This window comes from Peribacillus tepidiphilus, from assembly GCF_009466385.1.
Classification (GTDB): Bacteria; Bacillota; Bacilli; order Bacillales; family DSM-1321; genus Bacillus_BN; species Bacillus_BN tepidiphilus.
Genome location: NZ_WIAQ01000032.1, coordinates 1 through 23,474 on the forward strand (window position 1 = coordinate 1; position 23,474 = coordinate 23,474).

Annotated in this window: 22 protein-coding genes and 1 riboswitch; of the genes, 5 read left to right on the forward strand and 17 right to left on the reverse strand. The window is 37.4% G+C overall.

Annotation, left to right across the window (positions count from 1 at the left end; genetic code table 11):
- Positions 1-162: 162 nt before the first annotated feature.
- On the forward strand, positions 163-954 hold the full coding sequence (locus tag GD441_RS14480) for a DUF2935 domain-containing protein (RefSeq protein WP_153127144.1): 792 nt from the start codon (positions 163-165) through the stop codon (positions 952-954).
- Positions 955-1,479: 525 nt separating this feature from the next.
- Here GD441_RS14480 and GD441_RS14485 read toward each other — a convergent pair.
- The 13 genes from GD441_RS14485 to GD441_RS14545 all read right to left on the reverse strand — a co-directional run bounded on the left by GD441_RS14485 (position 1,480) and on the right by GD441_RS14545 (position 13,152).
- Positions 1,480-2,055 carry a precorrin-2 dehydrogenase/sirohydrochlorin ferrochelatase family protein gene (locus GD441_RS14485; protein WP_153127145.1) on the reverse strand — a complete coding sequence of 192 codons (576 nt, stop codon included), beginning with the start codon at positions 2,053-2,055 and terminating at the stop codon, positions 1,480-1,482.
- Positions 2,036-2,827, reverse strand: coding sequence for a sirohydrochlorin chelatase (locus GD441_RS14490; protein ID WP_153127146.1), 792 nt, complete (start codon positions 2,825-2,827; stop codon positions 2,036-2,038). The genes GD441_RS14485 and GD441_RS14490 overlap by 20 nt, the downstream gene beginning before the upstream one ends.
- The gene (gene cobA, locus GD441_RS14495) at positions 2,828-3,604 is read right to left on the reverse strand and encodes a uroporphyrinogen-III C-methyltransferase (RefSeq protein WP_153127147.1); all 777 of its coding nucleotides are present in this window, start codon (positions 3,602-3,604) and stop codon (positions 2,828-2,830) included.
- A 4-nt stretch (positions 3,605-3,608) separates the two neighbouring features.
- Positions 3,609-3,707 carry a hypothetical protein gene (locus GD441_RS17735; protein WP_476742316.1) on the reverse strand — a complete coding sequence of 33 codons (99 nt, stop codon included), beginning with the start codon at positions 3,705-3,707 and terminating at the stop codon, positions 3,609-3,611.
- 162 nt (positions 3,708-3,869) lie between these two features.
- Positions 3,870-4,472, reverse strand: coding sequence for an adenylyl-sulfate kinase (gene cysC, locus GD441_RS14505; protein WP_153127148.1), 603 nt, complete (start codon positions 4,470-4,472; stop codon positions 3,870-3,872).
- A gap of 15 nt (positions 4,473-4,487) precedes the next feature.
- A complete protein-coding gene (sat, locus tag GD441_RS14510) occupies positions 4,488-5,630 on the reverse strand; it encodes a sulfate adenylyltransferase (protein WP_153127149.1) in 1,143 nt (380 codons plus the stop codon).
- A gap of 41 nt (positions 5,631-5,671) precedes the next feature.
- Positions 5,672-6,733, reverse strand: coding sequence for an inorganic phosphate transporter (locus tag GD441_RS14515; RefSeq protein ID WP_153127168.1), 1,062 nt, complete (start codon positions 6,731-6,733; stop codon positions 5,672-5,674).
- A gap of 18 nt (positions 6,734-6,751) precedes the next feature.
- Positions 6,752-7,450, reverse strand: a complete 699-nt coding sequence (locus GD441_RS14520) for a phosphoadenylyl-sulfate reductase (RefSeq protein ID WP_153127150.1) — start codon at positions 7,448-7,450, stop codon at positions 6,752-6,754.
- Positions 7,451-7,616: 166 nt separating this feature from the next.
- Complete coding sequence (locus GD441_RS14525; protein ID WP_153127151.1) at positions 7,617-7,772, reverse strand: YezD family protein; 156 nt, start codon at positions 7,770-7,772, stop codon at positions 7,617-7,619.
- Between the two features lie 89 nt (positions 7,773-7,861).
- Positions 7,862-7,969: riboswitch (SAM riboswitch) on the reverse strand.
- A gap of 192 nt (positions 7,970-8,161) precedes the next feature.
- Positions 8,162-8,533, reverse strand: coding sequence for an ArsR/SmtB family transcription factor (locus GD441_RS14530; protein ID WP_153127152.1), 372 nt, complete (start codon positions 8,531-8,533; stop codon positions 8,162-8,164).
- A gap of 14 nt (positions 8,534-8,547) precedes the next feature.
- Positions 8,548-10,317: a SulP family inorganic anion transporter gene (locus tag GD441_RS14535; RefSeq protein ID WP_153127153.1), complete on the reverse strand. Its 1,770-nt coding sequence runs from the start codon at positions 10,315-10,317 to the stop codon at positions 8,548-8,550.
- A gap of 203 nt (positions 10,318-10,520) precedes the next feature.
- Entirely contained in the window at positions 10,521-10,724 is a 204-nt protein-coding gene (locus GD441_RS14540; protein WP_153127154.1) for a Jag N-terminal domain-containing protein, read from the reverse strand.
- 283 nt (positions 10,725-11,007) lie between these two features.
- Positions 11,008-13,152 (reverse strand): PAS domain-containing sensor histidine kinase, encoded by a 2,145-nt coding sequence (locus GD441_RS14545; protein WP_153127155.1) that lies wholly within the window; start codon positions 13,150-13,152, stop codon positions 11,008-11,010.
- A 293-nt stretch (positions 13,153-13,445) separates the two neighbouring features.
- On the opposite strand from GD441_RS14545, the gene GD441_RS14550 reads away from it, so the two are divergent.
- Together GD441_RS14550 and GD441_RS14555 are read left to right on the forward strand one after the other, a co-directional pair.
- Positions 13,446-14,804: a glycosyltransferase family 2 protein gene (locus GD441_RS14550; RefSeq protein ID WP_153127156.1), complete on the forward strand. Its 1,359-nt coding sequence runs from the start codon at positions 13,446-13,448 to the stop codon at positions 14,802-14,804.
- Positions 14,805-14,923: 119 nt separating this feature from the next.
- Complete coding sequence (locus tag GD441_RS14555) at positions 14,924-15,103, forward strand: H-type small acid-soluble spore protein (protein WP_153127157.1); 180 nt, start codon at positions 14,924-14,926, stop codon at positions 15,101-15,103.
- Between the two features lie 596 nt (positions 15,104-15,699).
- Here GD441_RS14555 and GD441_RS14560 read toward each other — a convergent pair.
- Together GD441_RS14560 and GD441_RS14565 are read right to left on the reverse strand one after the other, a co-directional pair.
- Positions 15,700-16,281, reverse strand: a complete 582-nt coding sequence (locus GD441_RS14560) for a DUF6944 family repetitive protein (protein ID WP_153127158.1) — start codon at positions 16,279-16,281, stop codon at positions 15,700-15,702.
- 196 nt (positions 16,282-16,477) lie between these two features.
- Entirely contained in the window at positions 16,478-17,638 is a 1,161-nt protein-coding gene (locus GD441_RS14565) for an acyl-CoA dehydrogenase family protein (RefSeq protein WP_153127169.1), read from the reverse strand.
- 246 nt (positions 17,639-17,884) lie between these two features.
- Between GD441_RS14565 and GD441_RS14570 the strand changes: the two genes are divergently transcribed.
- Positions 17,885-18,934: a DUF3900 domain-containing protein gene (locus GD441_RS14570; protein ID WP_153127159.1), complete on the forward strand. Its 1,050-nt coding sequence runs from the start codon at positions 17,885-17,887 to the stop codon at positions 18,932-18,934.
- A gap of 412 nt (positions 18,935-19,346) precedes the next feature.
- Positions 19,347-21,293, forward strand: a complete 1,947-nt coding sequence (locus tag GD441_RS14575) for an AMP-binding protein (protein ID WP_153127160.1) — start codon at positions 19,347-19,349, stop codon at positions 21,291-21,293.
- A gap of 181 nt (positions 21,294-21,474) precedes the next feature.
- Here GD441_RS14575 and GD441_RS14580 read toward each other — a convergent pair whose 3' ends face one another.
- Positions 21,475-21,954 carry a GNAT family N-acetyltransferase gene (locus GD441_RS14580; RefSeq protein ID WP_153127161.1) on the reverse strand — a complete coding sequence of 160 codons (480 nt, stop codon included), beginning with the start codon at positions 21,952-21,954 and terminating at the stop codon, positions 21,475-21,477.
- Positions 21,941-23,461 carry a M81 family metallopeptidase gene (locus tag GD441_RS14585; protein ID WP_153127162.1) on the reverse strand — a complete coding sequence of 507 codons (1,521 nt, stop codon included), beginning with the start codon at positions 23,459-23,461 and terminating at the stop codon, positions 21,941-21,943. Before GD441_RS14585 ends, GD441_RS14580 begins: the two co-directional genes overlap by 14 nt.
- Positions 23,462-23,474 lie beyond the last annotated feature (13 nt).

Below are 23,474 nucleotides of genomic sequence, written 5' to 3' on the forward strand. Positions count from 1 at the left end.
TGTCACTTCCATTCTAGGTTTTTGGGTGTGTGGTAACCTCAATTATCCTTAGAATTCAGGGAGTGGCAATTTTTTTGCTTATAAAGCCCTCTATCTAGGCATTTTATAGCCTATTTAATATAAAAGTTTTGACAATACGAAACTATCTCAGGGGGTGGATATATGGCTAGTCCATTTGTTGCACGTTCATTGGATGAAATCCGTTTCTGGGCAAGAATTATGAAAGAACATGCCTTATTTCTAAGTCTTGGATTTAATTCCGATGATAAACAACTGATCCAAGAGGCAAAGCAATTTATTCCATTATTTGAACGTATTGAAGAACAACTAAGTAATTTCTCTGTACACTCTGATCCTCAGCAAATTGTCAATTTTAATAATCAGGTTTACCAAGCAGCCGCTTCTATTTGGGCCTATAAAAGAAAAGTTCTAGAGCTTACTTTACAATGTAAAATTGTCTCTAATAACTATGCGTTATTAATCGATCATACCAGTCGGGAGGCAGCGTATTTTGCAAAACGCTTAAAAGAATTAAATGAGGGAAAGTTGAAACCATTACCTGAAGCAATTATCAAAGAAAATGTATTCTTTCTAAGAATAATGGCCGACCATTCAAAATTCATAGGTCATCTTCTAGATCCTTCTGAAAGACAACTAGTTGAACAAGCGCGAGAATTCAGTCATGACTTTGATCAACTAGTTTTTCAAGCGATTGATTTGGATTCGATGCGTCCACAATCGGAAACTAAACCGATTTTAGACCAATTCCTTGACCAAAACCGCGTTTCAGTAGTTGCTTTACGAGACTTTAAGAAATCGGCCAAAGAGTTAATTGAAGCCTGTAGAATAAAGAGCAATATTCATCCTCTTCTTGCAGATCATGTGTTCCGAGAAGCAGAAAGATTTCTTCATATTATTGATATGTTTGAAGAAAGTCTTACTTCAAAGGAGTAAAGTGTAGGGTTATTCATGAACAGCCGGAATAAGTTAAATAATTGCTATGTATATCAAAGACACTGTTAGTTCTTCACAAAAAATCCATTTTACATGTTTTTTGCTTACAAGCATATTAAGCTTCTATAGAATCTTTTCTAATTTTTATTCTCCACAAATAAAAAACCCTTGGATTCTATTAATTCCGAGGGTTTTCCTATGCAATGTACTAACTAAAATGTTTTCGCTCTAAATTTTTATCAATACCTTGGAATGGGATTGGATTCCTTATTTATTACCTACCAAATTGGATGTCATTATATTTTTTCCAGATCCTTCGCAAGATCATCACAAAATTTGTCCAACATCGATAATGAATCGACAAGATGATTATGAAATAGTTGTCTATCAATACTTAGGAGTTCAATAATTATTAGGTCTCTTAGAAAATACGCAACACGATTCCCTTCCTTGGTACCATATACAATGTTTTACTACGCAAAATACTAAGTTGTAATCTGGGTTGTGACAGCTAACCATCCACCTCTATTGAGTTAAGAATATTTTTTTCTGGGCTTCTTGGGCTAGCTTCTTTAATACGGTTTTTTTCTCTTCCAAGCTTAAAGAGGATGTCTTGATTTCCTGTCGAGTTTTAGAGAGCTCCTCCAATTCAGAAAGAAACGACTCATCGAGTTGATTAAAGAAATGGTAACAAATTTCTTTTGCAAGTATTGGACTAGCACCATCTGTAGAAACAGAAACAGTCAGCTTTCCTTTTTGTTGAAAAGATGGGATTTGTATATTCCCTAATTCTGCGTCATCCACTACATTTACAAGCTGGTTATGATTTGCATGAGATCGGATCCATGAATTAACGTCTTTATTATCTGTTGCGGCTACAATAATAAATGCATCATGTAAGTCATCTCTTGAAACCGCTTTTTCAGCCCACTCAAATTGATTTTTTTCATACAATCCTTTCATTTCATCGATCAAGGTTGGGCTTATGACCTTCACTTTTGCTCCCTGTCTCAAAAAAACCATCAGCTTGCGATAGGCTATCTTTCCTCCTCCAACAATGATCACATTTCGGTCTTTAACATCAACCATGAGAGGCAGCATTTTTCACAACTCCTCTGTTACATGTAAAGAGAGCATCTTTATTGGCTATTGTTTCTTTTACTCTTTCAATAAAGACTTCCTCAACCTTTGCATCATAACCTAAATATCGACTTAATTGGATATTTGGATTTTCAGCTTGGGCGTATTTTACTTTCTTTTCTATTTCCTTCATAAGTAAGCCAGTAAACAATAAATACGGTACGAAGACCACATTTCTCTTATTCCAGGATGATACTTGAACTAGCATTTCTTGAAAGCTTGGTTGGGCTGCATGTAAAAAACATGTTCTTACTTCTTGGATGCCAGACCTCTTTTTTACTAATGTTGCGATGGAATGTAAATCTTTCACGACATCAGGATCAGAGCTGCCTCTTCCGATTAAGACCACTAGGGTAACTGGTTCTATTTTAGACATTTCATATACCCGTTCAATTACAGTATCTGCCATCTTTTCATGGACACCGATTGGTTTTCCGTATGTCACTTTGATGGAAGGATACTGTTTCATGATTTCTTGAATTTCGTTTGGAATATCTTTTTTTGCATGCACGGCTGTTAATAGGAGCAGAGGGACAATCGCAATGTGAGTAGCCCCCTGCTTTACACAAGACTCGAATCCATCCTTAATAGAAGGAGAGAAAAGTTCTAAAAAGCAAATTTGATGAATGTCAGCTTTTAATCTGTTTTGACATCTCTGTATAAAAGAAATGGCCTCATCACACGCTTGCTTTAAGCGACTACCATGGCAAACATACAAAATGGCTTGCTTCATTTATAAGGCCTCACTAATCGCAACTCGATTCTTAAGCGTTTCTTCAAACCATTTTATTTTCTCACGGTAACGAACAACTTCTCCTATTACGATCATACTTGGATTTTCAATTTTCTCTTGCTTTACGATCTCAACAATTGTTGCTAATGTACCTGTTACCGTTCTTTGCACTTCGGTAGTTCCCCAATGAACAAGAGCCACAGGAGTATGCTCGCTCTTCCCGTATTTCAAAAGCTGTTCTTTTATATAGGGGAGATTGCTAACTCCCATATAAATGGCCAGAGTATCAATTCCTTTTGCTAAGCTTTCCCACTTTTCATCTTCTATTCGGTCATTTTTTTGGTGGCCTGTTACAAAGGCAACACTTGAGCTTAACTCACGATGGGTTACTGGTATCCCTGCGTAAGCAGCTGCTGCAATACCTGAAGTAATGCCAGGTACGACTTCAAAAGGAATATTTTGTCCTGCTAAAGCCTCTGCTTCTTCTCCACCCCTTCCAAAGATAAAGGGGTCGCCACCTTTTAATCTTGTTACTACTTTTCCACTTTTGGCATATCGAATTAAAAAACGATTGATTGTTTCTTGTTTCATCGTATGAAAATTAGGCAGCTTTCCACAATAAATGAGATCGGCTCCTTTTTTTGCGTAAGAAAGCAACTCTTTATTTACTAAGCGATCATATAAAATTACATCGGATTGTTGAATGCATTTGATTCCTTTTAATGTGATAAGTTCGGGGTCTCCTGGACCTGCACCGACTAAGTATACTTTCCCCATGTCCTCATTCCCCTTTTTTAGCGATAATCGTTTCTTGTTCGTATAAAACAAATCCTGCTCCACCGCGAATTTTTCTTTTTTCATAGAGTGATAGATCGACAATGTCAGGTTACTTTAAAAAATATTTTCGATTTCAATTTCAACAAGTTCCAACGCTTTTTCATCCTTCTCAGCCTCTATAATTACGTTAGTATCAAATTGTTGGGTAGTGACTTTTTTTGCCAATAGAAACACGTTCACACACCTGTTCGTTCCTCGCCTATTTTTATATGAATCCTTTTTTAGTTAAAGCGTTAATAAGTGTACTAACACACTCGTCTATAGATAATACTTCTGTATCCAGTACAATTTCCGGATTAAGTGGTTCTTCATAAGGCGCGCTAATACCTGTAAAATGAGGAATTTCTTGATTTCTCGCTTTCTTGTACAATCCTTTTGGATCACGTCTTTCACATTCTTCTATTGAACACTTTACATAGATTTCGATAAATTCATCCTTTGAAACCAATGCTCTTACTAGTTCTCGATCCTCTCGATACGGTGAGATAAATGCCGTTAAGACGATTTGCCCAGACTCAACCAACAGCTTGGAAACTTCTCCGATCCTTCTAATATTTTCCTTTCGATTTTGTTCATTAAAACCTAAATCCTTATTTAAGCCGTGGCGAATATTATCGCCATCAAGAACAAAAGCTTGCTTTCCCTGTTCATGAAGAGCTCTGGCCAGTGCGTTTGCAACGGAAGACTTTCCTGACGCGGATAAGCCTGTAAACCATAAAATAAAGCTATGATGCTTGTTCAAGCCTCTTCTTTCTTGTTTTGTTATGGATGATTCATGCCAAACGATGTTTTGGACCTTTCTATTCAAGTAAAAACCTCCTCCTTATTTAAATTCTACTTCCTGTTTTAAACCCTTAATTAACACCTCAATAACTTCTCTCCGACTAAACGTACTAGGCGGGACTTCCCCATTTCTAAGCATTTCTCTAACTCGAGTCCCCGAAAGGATAACATGAGAGGAGCTATCATGTGGGCACGTCTTCCTAGTGGCCATGGCTTCACATGCTTTACAATAAAAGCTATGTTCAAAACGAAGTGGTGTGATGCCTAACTCTTCTTCTTTAAATTGATCAAATATCTTCTGGGCGTCATACGTACCGTAATAGTCACCGACTCCGGCATGATCTCGACCTACAATGAAATGCGTACATCCATAATTTTTTCGTACGAGCGCATGAAAGATTGCTTCTCTTGGCCCTGCATAGCGCATCGCTGCAGGGAATACTCCTAGGAATACTCGATTTTGAGGATAATAGTTTTGAAGCAATACTTCGTAGCTCTCCATTCGAATAGCAGCTGAAATATCATCTGATTTTGTTTCACCGACTAACGGATTTAAGAAGAGCGCATCAACGGTTTCAAGGGCTGACTTCTGTATATATTCATGAGCGCGGTGAACAGGATTTCTCGTCTGGAAACCAACGATTGTTTTCCAACCATTTTCCTTAAAAATTTCCCTTGTATCTACCGGATCAAAAGTATATTGAGGAAATGGCTTTACAGGGCGTTGAATCAAGGTGATTTTTCCCCCAATATAAACATCTCCCCGTTCGAATAGCTTTCTAACACCTGGATGGTTTATATCAGTTGTTCCATATACAAGTTGAGCTTCTATCTCTTTATCTGGCGTAAAAACATCTTCGACCTCAATGACCCCATAGGTTTTACCATTGAATACAAGGCGGACCTTCTGACCGATCGTCAGTTGATTTGCTTTTTCTTCTTGAACGGGTAATGTAATCGGAATGCTCCAAACCGTTCCGTCCTTTAATCTCATTTGTTGGACCACTGCTTCATAATCATCTTTTGACAAAAAGCCCTTTAAAGGACTATATGCCCCGATCGCTAACAGTTCAAGATCACTAAGGGCCATTGCGTCCATCTGTATCTCGTTGGCAAGCTCCTGATAGGGTTCATCTGGATAAAAAGCTTGAACTAAAACTCCACCATGTGGTTGTAAACTCAAGGTTATTCCTCCTTTAAAGATCGTTTTTATCGGATTTAAAATCAAATGCCTCCACCTTCATCATATGTTGAACGCTTCTCTTCGTTAATCGCCTTCATTAAACCTATTCCACCAAGCGTCGCAACGATGACACTAAGAGGAACAATGACTGAATAAATATCACTATCTAAAAATAGTTTGACTAAGAAATAAGAGATTGTAAGAGAAAACAGCGGTGAAATAATCCATATTCGTAAAATCTTTTTTACAATGTTCTTTTGAAGAATGCTCTTTCCGTTTTTTGCCATTCCTATTCCTATAATGGAGGAGGACGTCACTTGTGTTAGTGGTACAGGCAGTCCATAAAGAGAGCTTAATATAACAAGGCCTGCACCTGTAGAAGAAATAAGAATTCCTTCTATTTTTGAATAATGGGTTATTTTTTTCCCGTTCGTTTCTAATACCCGCTTTCCAAGCAAAACAGCACCTAAGGCGACAAAAAGACCTCCGATCCAAATGCCTTTCGAAACGGATAATAGTCCTGCACCAACTAAGGGTCCCACTGCATTAGCCACATTGTTCATTCCTGCTGAAAAAGCTTCAAAAAAACCAGCAATAATTAGTAAGGTTGTAAACCATGACTTTTCAAACGTATAACCTCTTTTTTGTAGAGCATATAAAACTTTACTTAATAGCCACGTAATAAAAAATGCCGTTATCGGGACGATTACCCAAAACATCATGATTTTTAAAAGAGAACCAACGAATAGTACTTGATAAGCCACTCCAACTCCTACAACAGCTCCTACCGTTACCTCACTTGTAGACAGTGGAATGCCGATTAAATTCGCTAAGAATAATGAGCTAGTTGCAGATACGAGAATAATCAACACAATCTTTGTATGGAGGATGTCTTGTGGGATAATGCCTGAGCTAATGGTTTTGACAACCTCTCCTCCGCCCAAAACGGCTCCTCCTAAAACTCCCACTGCACAAATCCATAATGCATATTGGGCCTTAGGGACTGCACCCGACCCATAAGCGACCCCCATCGATGCAGCAGCACCACTTGCACCTATGTTCATAGCAAAGAAAAGACTGATGATAATAGCCAAAATTTCAATCAATGGCTCTCACCTTTCCTAATGAAGACCGCATTCTGTCTTTCCTTTACCTTTCCATCTTCCAGATCGTAAATCATTTACATCATATGCGGGTGCAGTACAATGAAAACAACCGATGCTTGGATATCCTTGGTCATGTAGAGGGTTGTAGGGAAGATTTTGATTGTGAGCATATCGCCAAACGTCTTTCCATGACCAATGGATCAGTGGACAGATTTTTACAGATTGGAACTTTTCATCCCGATTGATAAACTGAACTTGTTTTCTCGTTTCCGATTGTTCGTGTCTTAATCCTGAAATCCATGCTTTTGCTCCCGTTAACGTCTCTTTCAATGGCGTAAGTTTCCGTATTTCACAGCACAAATCAGGATTGGATTCCCATAATCTATCTCCATATTCCTCTCTTTGTTCTTCTAACGTTAACTTTGGTTTTCCTAATGTAATATCTAATTTAGGATACTTTTCTTTTACACGTGCAATCGTTTCATATGTTTCCTTAAAATGAACATCTGTATCTAAAAAAACGATTTTCGCATTTGGTTTGACTTTTGATATAAGATCAATTAATACGATCCCCTCTATCCCAAAGCTACAGGCATATACTACATCGTCTTGGTAATGCTGATAGGCCCATTCCAATACGTTTAATGCACCTTTATACGTTGTATCAATCTCAAACTCATATGTTGGATTATTCCATGTCTTATACGTTAGCACTCTTTCACCCTCTTAATTTTTTACTAAATCCTACCCAAAAAGCTTTTCATTAAGGTTTAGTTACCTAATTATTGCCTTATAAAAAGGAAAAAGAGGCGTTAACAAAATAGGAAGATACCCTTCCCTTCATTGTTAGAACGCCTCTAGTTTTTCTAGTCAGCATATGTTATTTAAGCCTTAATTTTTCATTCTTTTCTAGTTGAATCACTTTTCCATCTTGAATCACGAGTGTAATGGAACCATATTTCATTGAATTCAACATCGATCTTAGCTTTGGAATGACCTGTTCTAACTGATCTTCTTTCTTCTCATCCTTTTCCATGAACTCCCCCACTTCGTCTCTTATCCGTGGAAGCTACAGTTATAAAACGAAAAAAGCTTTCCATCTCGGAAAGACTTTTAGGTTAGTATACCTTATCTTCCAAAATGAGATTACATTTTGCTGGAATTAGCACCTTGCCAAGTTTGCAGGTTGCCGGGCTTCACTGGGCCAGATCCCTCCACCGCTCTGGATAAGAGTAATTATTGTATTATTCAAAATAATACCACATTTCCAACCAAAGTCAACCCGAGTTTTTCGATAGGATTTATTTTTTTTAGAGAAATTTTTAATCGTATAAATCCTCAATTGTGTCAAATATATAATCTTTAGCTTTCTTCAAAATCCCCTTCTAGGATGGAAAGAAGAATAAAACAACAACGTCAGCTCCTCTATTTTGAATGTAAATCATTACCTTTTTCTTCTAGGTCTTTCGCAAGATCATCACTAAATTTGTCCAACATCGATGCCGTATCGATCAGATGATTATTAAATATTTGTCTAGCAATACTTAGAAGCTCAATAATCATTGGGTCTCGTAGTGAATACGTTACACGATTCCCTTCCTTCGTGCCGTATACGATGTTTTTGCTGCGCAAAATACTTAGTTGTTGTGATACAGCAGAACCCTCTGATCCAATTAATGTTTGAAGTTCATTGACGTTTTTATCACCTTCAGCTAATAACTCAAGTATTCTAATCCTCAATGGATGAGCAAGGGCCTTGAAGAAATCAGCTTTGAACTGTTGCAGTTCTAAATTCATTTGTTACCTCCGATCTATGACTTTGCCAACATCACCATTGAATCTTCGTTTTTTTTAGCTTCCCCTTGTTGAGAGCTAGACAAACGAATACATTCTTGGAAAGCAAAATGCTTACAGCCCAGACACTTCTTTTGTTCCAATTGGGCTAAAGCAAAATTAATGGCATCCCCAGTGTGTTCAAAAAAATGTTGTTTTCCTATTTTCTCATATAAACCCGTTCTTTTCAGTATTTCTTTCGGTTGTTTTTGGATACCTGTAATGAGAAGTGTGCCACCTTGTTTTTGAAAATCTCGAACGATACTTGTTAAATTAGATTCTCCTGTTGTATCCATATACGGAACTCTAGCCATTCGCAAGATTAATAGTTTTGGGCGATGATTAATTGTACTCATAACAGACTTTTCAAACATCTGTGCTGCCCCGAAGAAGAGAGACCCCTCAATTGTAAATATGCTTATTTGTGGGCAATCGCGTCCTTCATTTACAATATGTGAATGAACTTTCTTATTTTTATCTGATGGGTCTGGAAGCACCTTTGTAACGGTTAGCATTTCACTCATACGTTTTACAAAAAGGATTGCTGCTAAAATTAAACCAACCTCTACTGCTGTTGTCAGATTTGTAAAGACCGTTAGAAGGAAAGTGATTACCAAAATGAGTGAGTCATAGGTTTTGGTCATTAGGACATGTAAAAACTCTTTCCTCTCACTCATATTCCAAGCAACCACCATCAATATAGGTGCCATACTTGCTAATGGTATATTGGATGCAGAGGGTGCTAAAAGCAATAACACGAGCAGAACAAATAAACCGTGAATCACTCCTGACATTGGAGAGGTTGCACCATTTTTAATGTTCGTTGCTGTTCTTGCAATAGCTCCTGTTGCGGGAATACCTCCGAACAAAGGAGTTACCATATTGGCAATGCCTTGCCCAATTAATTCTCGGTTGCTGTTATGCTTGCTTCCAGTCATACCATCTGCAACAACAGAGGAAAGCAATGATTCAATTCCGCCAAGCATAGCGATTACAAAAGCTGGTCGAAGCAATTGCTGAATCTTCTCCCACGTAATTTCAGGTATGTGAAGGTGAGGCAGTGTACTTGGGATCTCACCAAATGTAGAACCGATTGTAGCTACTTTGTCTGGAAAGAGAATGGTTGAAACTAGACTTGAAGCAATGAGTCCGATTAATGGTCCAGGTACTTTTGGAAAATATTTTGGAGTAAGTAGAATAAAGATCAGACAAATCATTGCCGTTATCACGCTGTAGATATTCATGGTATTCAAATGAACCATGATTTCTTTCATATTCGATATGAAATCCTCGTGTTTTTCCATACCAGATAAACCTAAAAAGTTGCCGAGTTGTCCTGTAAAGATGATTACTGCAATCCCAGAAGTAAAGCCAATTGTAACTGGGCGAGGGATAAATTTAATCAAAGATCCTAGCTTAAAGACCCCCATTAGTAATAATAAAACTCCTGCCATAAAACCAGCAATCAATAAATTTTCATACCCGTATGTCATCACAATACTCAAAAGAACAGGAATAAATGCACCAGTCGGGCCTCCAATTTGGTATTTTGAACCACCAAATAAGGAAATTAATATCCCAGCAATAATGGTTGTGTAGATGCCGTACTCCGGCTTCACACCAGAAGCAATCGCAAACGCCATACCAAGTGGAATCGCTATTACCCCCACTATAGTACCCGAAAGAAGATCCTTTCGAAAGCATTTGAATGAATAACCACAAAATCTGTCAGAAAATAATCGTCCCAAATAAATCCCTTCTTTTTAATATTTGTATATTTGAATTTTTGAATATACAAATTATAATACGCAATCTTAGTGGTGTCCACGAATTCTTTGTTATCCTTCAACTTTTAGGTTGACGATTACATTTATTGCCTTTTGAATTTCATCTTGATTTAAACCATGTATGACCTTTAACGCTTCAAGTTCCTTCATGATTTCACTGTATGTCAGGCTGTTAATAATTTCTTTCTTGAACTTGATTCTACCTTTGTAAGCTTCACAATTGCTTCTCTTGAACCAAATCTCAAAAAGCCTTTTGTTTCACGTTGTATAATTTCAATATTCACCTCATTTTTTTTTGCGTTTAAAAAGTCTAAACCTAATTGAATAGCTTCCTTTATATCCTTACCTTTTGAAACAATACTTTGCATAACCATATCCTCCTAACTTATTACTGGAGAATGTAAACATATATTTTCAAATTGAATGATTTAGATAATAAAAAGCTCACCAAAAAGATTGGTGAGAAAATACGAACTAAGAGGTATGTCACTAAACCATAACATAACCCCTCGTTTATGTATCCACCCCTTTTGAGGAGCAAAATTCCTAACTATAGAAATAAATACCTAATTTTGTGTTTTGGGAAACAAAAATAGAAGATCCGAATATTCGAATCTTCTTCTCTAGTAAACGAATTTACCCTTTCAAGTATCATGAAGCGACACTGTCACCTATAGGCAAAATAATCCTTACATCCGTTCCTTTTCCCAACTCACTATTGATCTCGATCTTTCCATTGTGAGCTTCAATGATTTTATAGCTTACCATAAGCCCTAATCCAGTTCCTTTTTCTTTTGTACTATAAAAAGGCTCTCCTAACTTACTTAACCTGTCTTTAGGGATCCCATACCCCTGATCGACAACCCGAATGACAAGATGATTTTCTTGCGTCTTGGCTTGAATCTTAATGTTTCCACCCTCCGGCATCGCTTCGATCGCATTCTTAATTATATTGATAAATACCTGTTTTAACTGATGTTCATCGCATTCGAGTAAAGGGATGTTAGGCTCAAATTCTGCAATTACTTGAACATTATGGAGAGTAGCCTGTGCTTTAAGTAGAGTTATAGTATCTTTCAAAAGAACCGAAACATCTTTCAACTGAAAATTCATTACTTGTGGTTTTCCAAGTGTTAAAAATTCATTCACAATAAGGTTAATTCGTTCTAATTCAGATTCCATGATTTCAATATACTTTCCATTTCCCTTATTTTCTTCCTTAAGTAGATACATAAACCCTTTTAGAGATGTCAAAGGATTTCGAATCTCATGAGCCACTCCTGCTGCCAACTCTCCAACAACTGCTAGTTTTTCTGATTTTCGAAGCAATTCCTCTGACTGTTTTCGCTCAGTAATATCAGTAGACACAAAAAGGATTTGATCTAATGTATGATTCTGTGAAAAAATCGGTAGTTCTACCGTTTCTACCCACCTAATTTTCCCTTCTTGATCTCTGAACTCTTCTTCGAAAACCAGACCTGTCCTTGTTTTCTCCAGTCTCTTTAATACATGAAGTAAATCAGACATTATTTTAAAATTAAACTCATCTATCGTTTTACCAAGAAGGTCATGCGTTTTTGTTCCAATTAGTTTTGCGAATGATTCATTTACAAGGGTAAATCTCCCTTCCCGATCTATCGCATAGATATAGCTTGGATTCATATCAATGATTTTGCGAAGAAATTCCTTTTGCTCCTTTAATTGTTCTTCTTTAAGCTGCAAACTGATTTTCGATGTTCGAATAAAATGAATCATTTCATTAAATCGATGAGAAAGCTGACCAATTTCTGTGTTGTCAATTTCATTTATTTGTTGATGATAATCTCCCTTTGCCACCTTGTCTACAGCAAAATAAAGTCTTCGAATCGGAATAATAATTTGCCTTGCATATAAAGCTGTAAATATTGATAACAAAATAAAGGTAATGACAGAAAGAGTCCATAATGATTTTTGAAATGTCCAATATTGTTTATAAATTTCCTCTACAGGTACCTGAGCTACAATTCCCCAATCCAAAATGGGAACATATTCAAAAGAAGCAATCATAGGAATCCCGTTTGTATCGGTAACTTGCTCGTACCCCGATTGTTTTTTCATCAGCTTTTTAATGACCGAATTTTGACTTACATCCTCTCCAATCTGCCTTTTATCAGGGTGAGATATAATTCGTCCATTTCGATCGACAATAAATGTATAGCCGCTTTCACCAATCTTAAAGCTTTGAAAGACGGATTGAAAGATTTCATTTTGTTCAATGCGTAACGATAAATTGACGACTCGTTCAACTTCATTCTCTCGATTCAAAACCGGAACCGAAACAACAAGAATATATCTTCCTGTATCGGCGGAAACTACATCACTTACATATACTTTTTTTGTTCTTAGAGCTTCCTGAAAATACTTGCGTTTCCCTAGGTTCGAGTTTTGAATCTTTTTTAAATCATTCGGATAAAAACTTTCAACATCACCCTTTTGATTAAAAACCGTCCCGCTATCAATATAGGGTGATATTTTAACAATATTCTCTAATCCCTTAGAAAGTTGGTTAAAATCGTTGGTTTTAAAATGCTTAATTTCTTTAACATAGCTTGATAGATTTTGAATATCCTTCACAACCAACAAAATTTGATCTCTCATACGCAACACTGTCTTATCCGTAACATGACGGTATTGATTCTGTGAAATTTCAGGCAAAAATACTCGTGATGCAACAAACATTACACTTAGAATAGTAAAAATCACCACTAAATTAATAATATATATTTTCCAAAAAATACGCGACTTAAATACTTTCATCCGATACACCTTATCATGTTGATTGATATTCTTTTCAATGATCTCATTCTATATTCCCACGTAGAAATTGCCTACATTTCGTGCACTATTAAATAGGCTTCCTCCACCGAATACAGATTTATTCGGGACCTCCATACATGAAAGAATTACCTTTGAATCCTATTCATAAATATTTTATTTTATATAGTACGATCTTCTAAATAATAAATAACATCTGTGGATTATATCACAAATCAGAGAGTACAGATACCAAAATAATTTTCTATTATTTTTAAAAGATTAGGAGTCCATCTATGAATAATCAACCGGAGCTTTATCCATCCGATTTTAAAGATAAAGTAGACTCTGAGCGAAAGCTATATATTCCTGTCATTTATAAGTTTACGATTAGTCATTTTTTTGCCTTTCTTTGGATGCTTCTTTCCATTTATCTATCCATTCCTTGGATTAGAGAACTGGGAACCCATATTACCATTCCGGGTGCCGTCTTCATTATTGCAGGAATTGCCTATATTCCTGGCTACATGAATGCTTTCATGATCTCTAGCCTGCTATTTGACAAACAGCCCCTGTTAAAAGTAAACGATCCTAGTGAGCCAATTACGATTTTGGTTGCCTGTCACAATGAAGAAACAGCAATCGGTACGACACTTGAATATATCAAAAAGCAAGATTATAGAGGACAAATACAAGTCATCGTGATCGATAACAACTCAACTGACCAAACGTTTGAAAAAGCCGCTGAGGCAGGAAAAAAGCTTGGTTTAAACCTTTTGGTCATTAGAGAACATAAGCCTGGAAAAAATCACGCTCTAAACACGGCCCTTTCATACACAAAAACAGACATGTTTATTACATTAGATGCTGACACGCTCCTCCATAAATCAGCGGTCCGTTACATCGTTTCACGAAAGCTAAGCTCACCACCTGATGTATGTGCAGTTGCAGGGACTGTCCTTGTCCGGAACAGTCGGGAAAATTTCTGGGCAAAAATGCAAGAATGGGATTATTTCCTAGGCATTGCTAGCATCAAACGACTTCAAGGTTTATTTCAAGGAACTCTCGTTGCACAAGGTGCCTTTTCGCTGTACGAAACGGAGGCAATTCGAAAAGTGAAAGGTTGGCCTGATGCAATTGGCGAAGATATTGTCTTGACCTGGAACCTCCTATCTACCAACCACCGTGTTTATTTTGAGCCTTTGGCAGTTGCATTTACGGATGTACCCGTTACACTTAAGCATTTTTTCAGACAGCGAAGCCGCTGGGCGCGAGGAATGATTGAGGCATTAAAGGTCGTTAAGCCATGGGAACAAAAATCAATCTACACCAAATATTTAACAGGCGCTAACCTGATTATGCCTTACCTAGATTTTGTCTATACTTTTTTCTGGATTCCTGGCTTAATTTTAGCCTTTTTCGGTTATCACTGGATTGTTGGACCTGCAACTCTGTTTGTTCTACCTCTAGCAATGCTCGTTAACTATATCCTTTACCGCTATCAAAAGGAAGTTTTCCGTCAGCTTCAGCTAAAAATACGGAAGAATAAATTAGGTTTTATAGCATTTGTATTATGTTACCAAATGTTTATGAGCCCTATTTCGGTCTGGGGTTACATTCAAGAGTTTTTCAGACTGAAAAGAATATGGAAATAAAATCAGTAATGGTTTCCCTATTGCTGGTAATAAAATCATTTAGAAATTGTTATAAAAGAAAGTATAAAAATTCCATTTCCTTCAAAAAATAGAATGACTACATTTAAGGAGTGAAGGAAATGGATGCTAACCGCGTAAAACAAATTTTATCATCCTCAAACGATATTGAAGTCCAATACAAAGAACAGTCCGTTTGGATTGAGAGATTACATGAAGATGGTAAAACTGCTACCGTCCATTTAAGAGGACGTCATGACGAAAAGTCAACAGTAGATATTTCTGAACTTAGAGAAGTGTAATCCCCATTCAAAGCTAGGTTATATACATAGGGTCAAATGGTAGTATTTAAGGATTCATTTCAAACAAATAAAAGAGCTGTCCCAAAACAAGGAGTCTGGCACTTATGGGACAGCCGATTATTTTTAAAAACACATCTTATCTACTATTTAATTCCGCACCAATCCATAGGAAAAATACTACGATTAGTAATCCAAATAAAAATAAAATACTCAACTTTCTTCCCCTGGTTTGGGTATGCAACCCCAATAATTCGGTGCCATTCCGTATCAATGGGTGCTCTACAACTTTAGGTAAATTAGAGTACCGACAAATTTACTTTCAAAGACGGTAGTATTGGCTATTTTTCCATTCTTACAACAGGTTTCATTGTTTTCTCTAAGACTTGTCTATAGGGTTCAAGTTCTTTCGGTAAAAATAAAGTATGTATGGTGGACGTAAAATCTCCCTTTCTATTGGACGTTTCATTTATTTAATCGTTCCAAAAAACATTGATTTATATATAGGACAACCTTTAAAAAACGAAAAACGATAACACCTTCATCACTAACTAAAAGGGTCGTGTGATTTTCACTACTTCTTCTTCCTGATTTTCTTATTAACCTCCTTCCATAACTTCTTCTTCCATTTGCCCAATTGCAGAGATGACAGATCCAATCGCTTGAATCCAACTGCCAATAAAATTTAAGTTTTGACTAAGCTTTTCTTTTCCTTTAATTAAAACAATTCCTCCTATAGCCTGTAAAGAATTCCCAATCACTTGAAGCGAGTTTCCAATAATATTCAGCTGCTGATTTGGATAACCATCTTGGAGCTCGTCTATAACAGCTAATGAAGCCCCAAATGCTTGGAGTGCATTTCCAGTAATATCAAACTGATTTTCCGTAGCATCGTCTAAATTTAAACTTAAACCAATTAAAATAGTGGTGTTTCCGGCAGCTTGAATTTCATTCCCCTCTTTTTCTAAATTGAACGATTCTTGTCCAGCAGCTTCCATAGCATTTCCTATCGCTTGAAGAGCATTTCCGCTAAAGTTTAAATCTTCCTTTAGTTGATCAAGTGCCTTTTGTTTATTTTTTTCAATGTTTTTGTTCGGTTTAATGGAACTTCCGATCGCTGCAATAATGGTACCCGCTGCCGCAATCCAAGCACCGGCTACCTCTAAAAATCGATTATCCATTATTAATACCACCAATCTTAGAAATGCCCGGTTTATAAAAGTATATTCGAGTTGATGAATGAATGTTATGAGAAGTGCATGTTCATATACATTTCCTACAATTGTTGCCTCATTTCACGATCCGGTATAAAAAATAAAAAAGCAGCTAGGATTCGAAGTCTAGCTACTTTCATGATTAATCATTCAAATTTTTAAACTAATTCTCATTGGAGCTTACAAGAGCATACCTAGCCAATAAGGTAAACGTTGCATCATCCATCGGTGGGTTATGAAGACCAGCCCGTACAGCCCGATAGTAACGCTGAAGTGGGTTTGTCCGCTGTAAGCTTTTAGCACCGACAATTCTCATTGCTTTATCTACTACGCTTATAGAAGTATTGGTCACCGCATTTTTTACGGCAGCTAACTGAGGCATTAACTCTTCCCGGTGTTCAACTAAATTCTCCCATTTTTCAGCAACAGAAAATAAAAAATGCCTTGCCTGGAGTAATTCGAGCTCTATTTCGCCTAGCAGTCTTTGAACATTTGGAAGCTCTCCAATTGGACCTTTTATGCTGTTTGGAGAGTAGGAGTTTGCAAATGCTACGGCATAATTTCTCGCAGCTGATGCTATACCTAGATAACATGCAGGAATATGCAGGAGCCAGCCTTCTCCTTTTTTCTCTATACCTGTTGGTTGTTCAACTAAATATTTTTCATCCACGATTACATGTTCTAAAACTAAATCCTCGCTGCCTGTGCCTTGCATGCTGATCATATCCCAAGTCTTTTCTATTCTTACACCAGGTGTATTTCGATGAATTAAAAACCAGCCGAGTCGATTTTCATCTGTTAGCCAAGCACTGACTAAAAATAAATCAAGTACGGGAGCCATAGTTGTGAATGTTTTACGACCGCTAATCACCCATTTGTCGTTCTTTTTCTTAGCAGATGTTGCGGGCTTGCCTCCACGAGTTGGACTGCCGGTTACCGGCTCAGATGCAGCTCTGTTAATAAGAGCCCCTTTTCCAATTTCGAAGAATGTTTCGTCTAAAACCTCCTTCTTCCAGCCTCTATCCTCCAAAAGCTGCAATACAATCCCCACATGCCAGCCAATCGATAACGCGGTTGGACCGCAAGCTTCAGCAATTTTCTCCTGAAATAAAAGAAAATCGTAAAGCCCCATTCCAGACCCGCCATACTTTTTTGGAAGTGTAAGCCTGGTATAGCCGATATCTTTTAAATCCTGAACGTTTTCAAAGGGAAATCCTCTGCTTTCATCAAGCTCAAATGCCCTTTCTGCAAAACGTGCCAATATAGGCTTCAGCCGATCCAACCATTTCTGCTGCTCTTCATTTTTAATAAAAACCATATCTATCCTCCAAGTATCCACAATTCCGATAACATTAGTCGGTTTAATGGTAGAGTTTTAAGATAAGAATGTCAACTACATTGATTCAATATATGTTTAGTCTTTAGTATTAAATAGTTTGAAAAAGCTACCGATGTATGAGAAAAATTCATCGATTGAGCGATAAATTTGCTTTTTCAATTCAAAACAAATTGACGATTCGATTGACCTTTTCTATACTTTAAAAAGCAAACAAGAGACAGGTGATCACAGATGGACTTTCAAGTAAACTACTTATCTTTTTATGTCATTGAAACAAGAGATGAAGACAAAATTGTGAAACACTTTCAAACGTTAGATGAAGTAACCTATGAGAATTCTCCTTTACGAGATTTTTTAGACGGCGAATTTGCTAAAATCGCCAAACGGAAGGTTGAAAGACATCCAAAATCAGAGAATGTCCCAACAAAAATCGGTCATTTTATTGTCGAAAATGGCCACGGACTTGACTCTAATCCTAATTACAATATGTTTCTTAGAGTCAGGAACGCTACTGATAAGGAGACTTTTAAAGAAGCAGCTGAACAAATCGTTTATTCCTATATCGAAACAAGTGCTGTAAGGGGAGGCGTTCTGATTATAGCAAATGCCAAACTAAGAAAATATTATGATGATTCGTTTGTATTTATCTTAAAATGCGATTTTGAGCCAAAAGTTGCTTCTATTACGGATGAGTCGACCTTAATCGAAAATGTTGAGATGGCTATTACTACAAAGAATATGAAATCCATTCAATACCCCTATATGCCAGAGGAAGGTATGATTGAAGAAGGTGAATTAAAAATCCATCAGGCTTCTCATGCTCGTTATTTTGAGGATTTCTTAAAATATGTAGAGTATGGGGAATCAATGCCGGAGATTATTAAGTCTCAGGTCATGAACATGGTGAAAGAGCAATATGAGGCGATCGAGCCTGATTCTTTTGACCAAGAGCAGCTCGAGGAAGCAATGGAAATATGGGCGGCAAGCTCCACTCGAGAAATTCAGGAGCACTTTGAACCTGAACAGGTTATGGAAGCAGCTGTTCAGATTATAGAGCACACTCCAGATGCTGAGCTAAAATTTAAGCTAAATCACATATCGGTCAAAGGATTGCTATCCGATTTTGGAGAAAGCATCCACATTGCCAAAAACAACGGAAAATATATGGTTTTAATAGAAGCGGACAGCATCACTTTTGATAAAGGCTTCTCTCCTATCGAGTTTTTAAAGCCGGATCATTTGCAGGTGTTGATGGAGAAGCTTAATTCAAAAAATTATTAAAAGAAAACCTAAATCTACTAATCAAATATTGTTTTAATATCAGTGGTTTTTTCCATTTCTTTTTCCTTCTTATCGGACATATAATCACCCCTTAATAATCAGTCTTACTAAATATATTAACCGGGATTATTATACGTACCTTCATACAAATTATACTAAATTTCTTCCTTTAATGGAATATATTGAAAAAAATGTCGTATACTAATAAATTTACATTACTACGACATTTTTCTTTATATTCCTTTAAATTCCAAAAAATTTTTTGCGGAAATCATCGGTAAGTTCAAGTAATTCAAACGAAGAAAGACATGAAGTTTTGGTAACCTCAACCTTTTATTTCTAACACTCCCCTTTTTGTTATATAATTTAATTATCGAAAATTTAAAAATTTTCAATAAAAAGGAGGAGTTTCATGACAAAGCAACAAGCCGTTTGGTTTCCACAGGAAGAAATGATGAAAAAAACTCGGCTGTATAATTGGATGCAAGAGTTAGGATATCGTGATTATGATGCTTTTTTTGAAAAATCAGTTGACGACATTGGTTGGTTTTGGGATCAAGCTGTAAAAGCCTTACATATTGAATGGTTTGAGGTGTATCAAAAACCTTTAGAAATAACGGGAAGCTGGAAATATCCGAAATGGTTCGTAGACGGAAAAATGAATATCGTTCATAATGCTGTTGAGAAATGGGCTCAAAATCCTGCTACTGCTGATCGTCCTGCTCTCATTTGGGAAGGTGACGACGGAGCGGTTGTAACGTATACTTTTTCTCAGCTGAACGAAAAAATAACTGCTCTTGCTGCCGGCCTTCACGAAATTGGATTAAAACAAGGCGATGTCGTTTCCATCTATATGCCGATGATTCCAGAGACGGTCATCAGCATGCTTGCTATTGCAAAAGCTGGCGCGATCTTCTCCCCTGCCTTCTCCGGATATGGAGCTGATGCGGTTGCCACTCGGATCAACGCAGCTCAAGCCAAATTCCTTATTACGGCTGATGGCTATAGCCGCAGAGGAAAACCAATCCCTATGAAGGAAGAAGCGGATCGAGCGGTAGCAAAATGCCCATCTATCGAAAAAGTGATTGTTGTCAAAAGAACTGTCCAAGAAATCCCTTGGGATGATCAAAAAGATATTAGCTATGAATCTTTATCCAATAATGAAAACCCTTTCACAACAGTCAAAACAAATGGAAATGACCCATTTATGCTGATCTATACATCCGGTACGACAGGAAAGCCTAAGGGTGCTGTTCACACTCATGCTGGCTTCCCGATTAAAGCAGCCTTCGATGCAGGACTTTGCATGGATGTTAAACAAGGGGACACCTTCTTTTGGTATACCGATATGGGCTGGATGATGGGACCTTTTCTTGTATTCGGAGGATTAGTTAATGGTGCAACGATTCTCCTTTTCGAAGGAACTCCTGATTATCCTAACGTTGACCGGATTTGGGAGGTTACTAGTAAGCATAAAGTGACTCATTTAGGCATCTCTCCTACTCTTATTCGCTCCATTATGAAACATGGACCGGATTGGATTGAAAAGCATGATCTTTCATCTTTACAACTAATCAGTTCAACGGGAGAGCCTTGGAATCCAGAACCGTGGATGTGGCTGTTTGAGCATGTATGCAAAAGAAAGGTACCCATTATGAATTATTCAGGCGGCACTGAAATTTCTGGTGGGATACTTGGAAATGTATTGCTAAAACCGATTTCCCCAATTACCTTTAATTCACCTATTCCTGGCATGGATGTGCATGTGTTTGATCACAACGGGGATGCCGTTTTGAATGAAGTTGGCGAGTTAGTCATTCTAAAACCATGGGTTGGAATGACGAATGGCTTCTGGAAGGAAAATGAACGCTATGAAACAGCTTATTGGAATAAGTGGCCTGAAACATGGGTGCATGGAGACTGGGTCATAAAGGACGAGGAGGGATTTTGGACTATTACCGGACGTTCCGACGATATCTTGAATGTTGCTGGAAAAAGACTCGGCCCAGCTGAAATGGAATCCGTTTTAATTGAACACCCTAACGTTGTGGAATCCGCTGTCATTGGAGTTCCTGATCCCGTTAAAGGTGAAGCTGCCGTATGCTTTGTTGTACTTAAAGATCAAACAGAATCTCTTGAAATTAAAAAAGACCTGATGGATTTAGTTGCAACTCAACTTGGAAAAGCCCTTAAGCCAAAAGACATTTTCTTTGTAGATGAACTTCCGAAAACAAGAAACGGCAAAGTAATGCGCAGAGTAATTCGTGCAGCCTATCTCAATCAATCGGAAGGCGATCTATCTTCGCTGGAAAATTCCAATGTTTTAGCTGCTATTCGAAGCTTGAATAAGCAAATGTAGAGACAGAAAATTTTTAAATGGCTCCCGAAAATGGTGTTCACCATGTTGTAATAAATATACTGAATAGATCAACTAGCATAAAAATAAATAGATGATTCAGAGACCTTTTCATAATCATAAACACCTCATTCCATAATGTCATTAATCTTCATGGAATGAGGTGTAATTTATGAAAAATAGATTATTCGAGCTTTCTTTCCATATAATAACGATCTTCCCCCACACCGAATTCGGAGTATCTTGTTTCTTTTATTTCAAATCCTTCTTTTTCATAAAGCTTAACGGCTGGAATGTTTTTGACATTTACCGTTAAACAAACGTATGAAAAACCGTCGTTCTTTAGAATCGAGTATACCTCACGTAAAAATTTCTTCCCGATCCCTTTTCCTTTATAGTCAGACCGGACGTAATATCCAAAAATATAGGCTTTATCAGGGTTGTTATAATCTCTCATGCATTCACATACTGCTACAGGACGATCTTCGTCTTGTTTTTTATATAGAATCAGCTTCCCATATCTTGCTAATGGAACAAGTGTCTGTTCATCAATTGCACCCGTACCAGGAAAGGCATCAAGCTCGAGCTCCATCATCATTTTTTGCTCATTAGGCGTCAATTTAGTGGGTATTTCGATGTAAAAAGAATCTTCAGTAACCGTCATAGCTTTCAACCTCCTCGCCTACAGTGAAATCGATATCTTTTAGTGGCCAGATGTCCTCTGGGATATTTTTATAAGGAAAATTCTTTAATTCATGGGATGCAACACCTGGCGCATCGACATAAATGACCCTACTAATTAGAGGGTCAAAGGCTGCTCGGAAGTGATTTTTCACTTTTAATCCTAAAAGGTTATAGGAGGTTGGCTCAATTCCTATATGCCGGAACATCTCCGGATCATTGGCTGACATTGGGCGGCCTATTAGGAGAATGTCCACTTTATCTACTTTAATGTAAGCTGCACCCTTAACATCCACACGTAAATGTTGATTGAAGGGGCCACTGTTGTAAAAAACTCCATCCGAGAGGGCGATAACCTTTGCCTTCACCTCAACTGGATATCCAAATTCAGGGGAAGTTTTGCCACCTATCTCAAGCTTAACAGTGGCACCAATCCCAGCCTTTCTACATTTTTCAATAGATTCCGGGTCTGTCAGTCCCCCAAACAATGTTTTTGGTTGATTGACCCGAATAAACTCTTTTAGTAAGTTGGTCGTATCTCCACTGCCGCAGCTTAATGGATTATCTGATACATCAGCCAAGACAATGGGCTTTGCTTCTTGCATCAACAAAGCCATCTCCATTCCTTTATTTACTGATGGTAGTTGCATAATAAACTCTTGACGTAGTTCCCAAAATTTTTCTGCTAATTCTCGAGCAGCTATGTTAGCACTTTGTTGATCTTTTGCAATCACAAGTACACTTGCACCAACCATCGGAATGTCAGAATATGGAAAGCCTCCAAAAACAGAAGCATTTTTAATGGATTCATTGCTTTCATGTTTAGTAGCAAGTTCAATCATATCGTGCATAGGTCCTTCTTGAGTCCTCATGTTAATCGATGGTGGCATCATTGGGAGCTTGATGAAGGATGCTTGATAACGCTTTCCTTCGAGTAGATGCTCTAACATAATTTCAGCTGCTTTCACTCCTTGATCATACATATCAACATGAGGATACGTTTTAAATCCGAAATGATAAGGAGTGTGTTCTAACATGCCGGCACTAACATTGGCATGCATATCTAAAGTAGTTGCAATAGGAATTTGGGTCCCTAGAACACTCCTGATTTTTCTTAATAGCTGCTCTTCAGGATCAAAAATATCTTCTACTACCATTGCACCATGGAGAGCAAGAAGCAACCCGTCCAGCTGACCAGCCTGCTCAATTTCTGATATCATTTCTTTTTCAATCTGGCGATAGGCTTCTTTCGTTACCGTCCCTGAAGGTGTCGCAGCTGCGCATAATAGAGGGATGATTTCAACCTGCGCTACATTTTTTAGTACATCCAAAAAGCCACCCACCTCAGTTTTTGTTTGTGTATACGCTGTAAATATCTCTTCCCCTTTGAAATATCCTTCATTATAAAAAGCCTGTATATCGGTTTTTATAGGAGCAAAACTATGGGATTCATGATAGAAAAATGCAATCCCTATTCTAAGCTTTTTCATACAGCCACTCCTC

Excerpts from the sequence above, each read along its gene's own strand:
- GD441_RS14530 (WP_153127152.1), bottom strand. The coding sequence starts at position 8,533 with ATGAATTTAGAACTGCAACAGTTCAAAGCTGATTTCTTCAAGGCCCTT.
- GD441_RS14480 (WP_153127144.1), top strand. The coding sequence starts at position 163 with ATGGCTAGTCCATTTGTTGCACGTTCATTGGATGAAATCCGTTTCTGG.
- GD441_RS14540 (WP_153127154.1), bottom strand. The coding sequence starts at position 10,724 with ATGCAAAGTATTGTTTCAAAAGGTAAGGATATAAAGGAAGCTATTCAA.
- GD441_RS14550 (WP_153127156.1), top strand. The coding sequence starts at position 13,446 with ATGAATAATCAACCGGAGCTTTATCCATCCGATTTTAAAGATAAAGTA.
- GD441_RS14580 (WP_153127161.1), bottom strand. The coding sequence starts at position 21,954 with ATGACGGTTACTGAAGATTCTTTTTACATCGAAATACCCACTAAATTG.
- cobA (WP_153127147.1), bottom strand. The coding sequence starts at position 3,604 with ATGGGGAAAGTATACTTAGTCGGTGCAGGTCCAGGAGACCCCGAACTT.
- GD441_RS14560 (WP_153127158.1), bottom strand. The coding sequence starts at position 16,281 with ATGGATAATCGATTTTTAGAGGTAGCCGGTGCTTGGATTGCGGCAGCG.
- GD441_RS14555 (WP_153127157.1), top strand. The coding sequence starts at position 14,924 with ATGGATGCTAACCGCGTAAAACAAATTTTATCATCCTCAAACGATATT.
- GD441_RS14490 (WP_153127146.1), bottom strand. The coding sequence starts at position 2,827 with ATGAAGCAAGCCATTTTGTATGTTTGCCATGGTAGTCGCTTAAAGCAA.
- GD441_RS14525 (WP_153127151.1), bottom strand. The coding sequence starts at position 7,772 with ATGGAAAAGGATGAGAAGAAAGAAGATCAGTTAGAACAGGTCATTCCA.
- GD441_RS14575 (WP_153127160.1), top strand. The coding sequence starts at position 19,347 with ATGACAAAGCAACAAGCCGTTTGGTTTCCACAGGAAGAAATGATGAAA.
- GD441_RS14485 (WP_153127145.1), bottom strand. The coding sequence starts at position 2,055 with ATGCTGCCTCTCATGGTTGATGTTAAAGACCGAAATGTGATCATTGTT.
- GD441_RS14585 (WP_153127162.1), bottom strand. The coding sequence starts at position 23,461 with ATGAAAAAGCTTAGAATAGGGATTGCATTTTTCTATCATGAATCCCAT.
- GD441_RS14545 (WP_153127155.1), bottom strand. The coding sequence starts at position 13,152 with ATGAAAGTATTTAAGTCGCGTATTTTTTGGAAAATATATATTATTAAT.
- GD441_RS14570 (WP_153127159.1), top strand. The coding sequence starts at position 17,885 with ATGGACTTTCAAGTAAACTACTTATCTTTTTATGTCATTGAAACAAGA.